Source organism: Pseudomonas sp. YuFO20, assembly GCF_035064975.1.
Lineage (GTDB): Bacteria > Pseudomonadota > Gammaproteobacteria > Pseudomonadales > Pseudomonadaceae > Aquipseudomonas > Aquipseudomonas putida_AE.
Genome location: NZ_JAXDEO010000139.1, coordinates 1 through 1,778, shown reverse-complemented (window position 1 = coordinate 1,778; position 1,778 = coordinate 1). Strand labels below are relative to the sequence as shown.

General features: G+C 62.2%; 2 protein-coding genes. Both read right to left on the bottom strand.

The window, feature by feature from the left end:
* Nucleotides 1-83 precede the first annotated feature (83 nt).
* The gene (locus SOP85_RS30935) at nucleotides 84-281 is read right to left on the bottom strand and encodes a YbdD/YjiX family protein (RefSeq protein WP_034150399.1); all 198 of its coding nucleotides are present in this window, start codon (nucleotides 279-281) and stop codon (nucleotides 84-86) included.
* Between the two features lie 2 nt (nucleotides 282-283).
* On the bottom strand, nucleotides 284-1,778 hold a 1,495-nt coding region (locus SOP85_RS30930), incomplete at its 5' end, for a carbon starvation CstA family protein (RefSeq protein WP_323629395.1).

Below are 1,778 nucleotides of genomic sequence, written 5' to 3'. Positions count from 1 at the left end.
CTTGCCGGCGAAGGCGTCCTGAAGATCGCCTTCGCCGGCAAGCCGGGCTCCTACAAGGGACGGTGCGTCAACCAGACCTCAGCTCAACAACACTTCGGCCCAGCCTTGCTACCGTACCGAGCCTCCTGGCGCTCCCGAAAGAACGCCTCGTAGTCCATCAGCGGTTTATCCGGGTGCTTGGTCTGCATGTGCTCGACGTAGTTGTCGTAGTCCGGCATCCCCACCATCAGGCGCGCGGCCTGACCGAGGTATTTACCGAGGCGACTCAAGTCATTGAACATGCTCAGGCCTTCGGCAGCGCATGGAACGGCGCTTCCTTGTCCGTGCGTTCCTTGGTGCCCCAGGCGGCGATGCCGACCTTGAGTGCAAAGAACAGGATGCTGAACACCACGAACAGGAACAGCGCGGTCAACGTCGCATTGGTGTAGGCGTTGAAAACCACGTGCTGCATCTGGTCAATGCTCTTGGCCGGGGCCAGCACCTGACCATTGGCCAGCGCATCGCTGTACTTCTTCGCCAGGGCCAGGAAGCCGATCGCCGGGTTGGCGTCGAACAGCTTGATGAAGCCGGCAGTGGTGGTGCAGATCAGCAGCCACACGGCAGGCAACAAGGTGACCCACACGTAACGCTGGCGCTTCATCTTGATCAGCACCACGGTGCCGAGCATCAGCGCGATACCCGCCAGCATCTGGTTGGAGATGCCGAACAGTGGCCACAGGGTGTTGATGCCACCCAGCGGATCGATCACGCCCTGGTACAGCAGGTAACCCCACATCGCCACACAGCCGGCGGTGGCGATCAGGTTAGCGGTCCAGGATTCGGTGCGCTTGAGCGATGGGACGAAAGAGCCGAGCAGGTCCTGCAGCATGAAACGGCCGGCACGGGTACCGGCGTCCACCGCGGTCAGGATGAACAGCGCTTCGAACAGGATCGCGAAGTGGTACCAGAACGCCATGGTGTTTTCACCTGGCAGTAGCTGGTGCAGGATCTGTGCGATACCGACCGCCAGGGTCGGCGCACCGCCGGCACGGGCCAGGATGGTGGTTTCACCGATGTCGTGGGCCACCGCCTGCAGCGCCTCAGGGGTGATTGCAAAGCCCCAGCTGCTGACGGTTTGCGCCACGGTAACCGCGTCGGCTCCGACCACGGCAGCCGGGCTGTTCATGGCGAAGTACACACCCGGGTCGATCACCGAGGCAGCGACCATGGCCATGATCGCCACGAAGGACTCCATCAACATGCCGCCGTAGCCGATGTAACGGGCGTGACCCTCACTGGCGAGCAGCTTCGGCGTGGTGCCGGAAGCGATCAGCGCGTGGAAACCCGATACCGCGCCACAGGCGATGGTGATGAACAGGAACGGGAACAGACCGCCCTTCCATACCGGGCCAGTGCCATCGATGAACTGGGTCAGCGCCGGCATTTTCAGCTCCGGCATGGTCACCAGGATGCCGATAGCCAGGGCGACGATGGTGCCGATTTTCAGGAAAGTAGAGAGGTAGTCACGGGGTGCCAGGATCAGCCACACCGGCAACACTGCGGCGACAAAACCATAACCGATCAGCATCCAGGTGATCTGGATACCGGTAAAGGTAAAGGCCTTGGCCCACACCGGATCAGCAGCGATCTGCCCGCCGAGCCAGATCGACCCCAGCAGCAAGAGCACGCCGATCACCGAGATCTCACCGATGCGGCCCGGGCGGATGTAGCGCATGTAGATGCCCATGAACATCGCGATCGGGATGGTCGCCATCACCGTGAAGATCCCCCACGGGCTC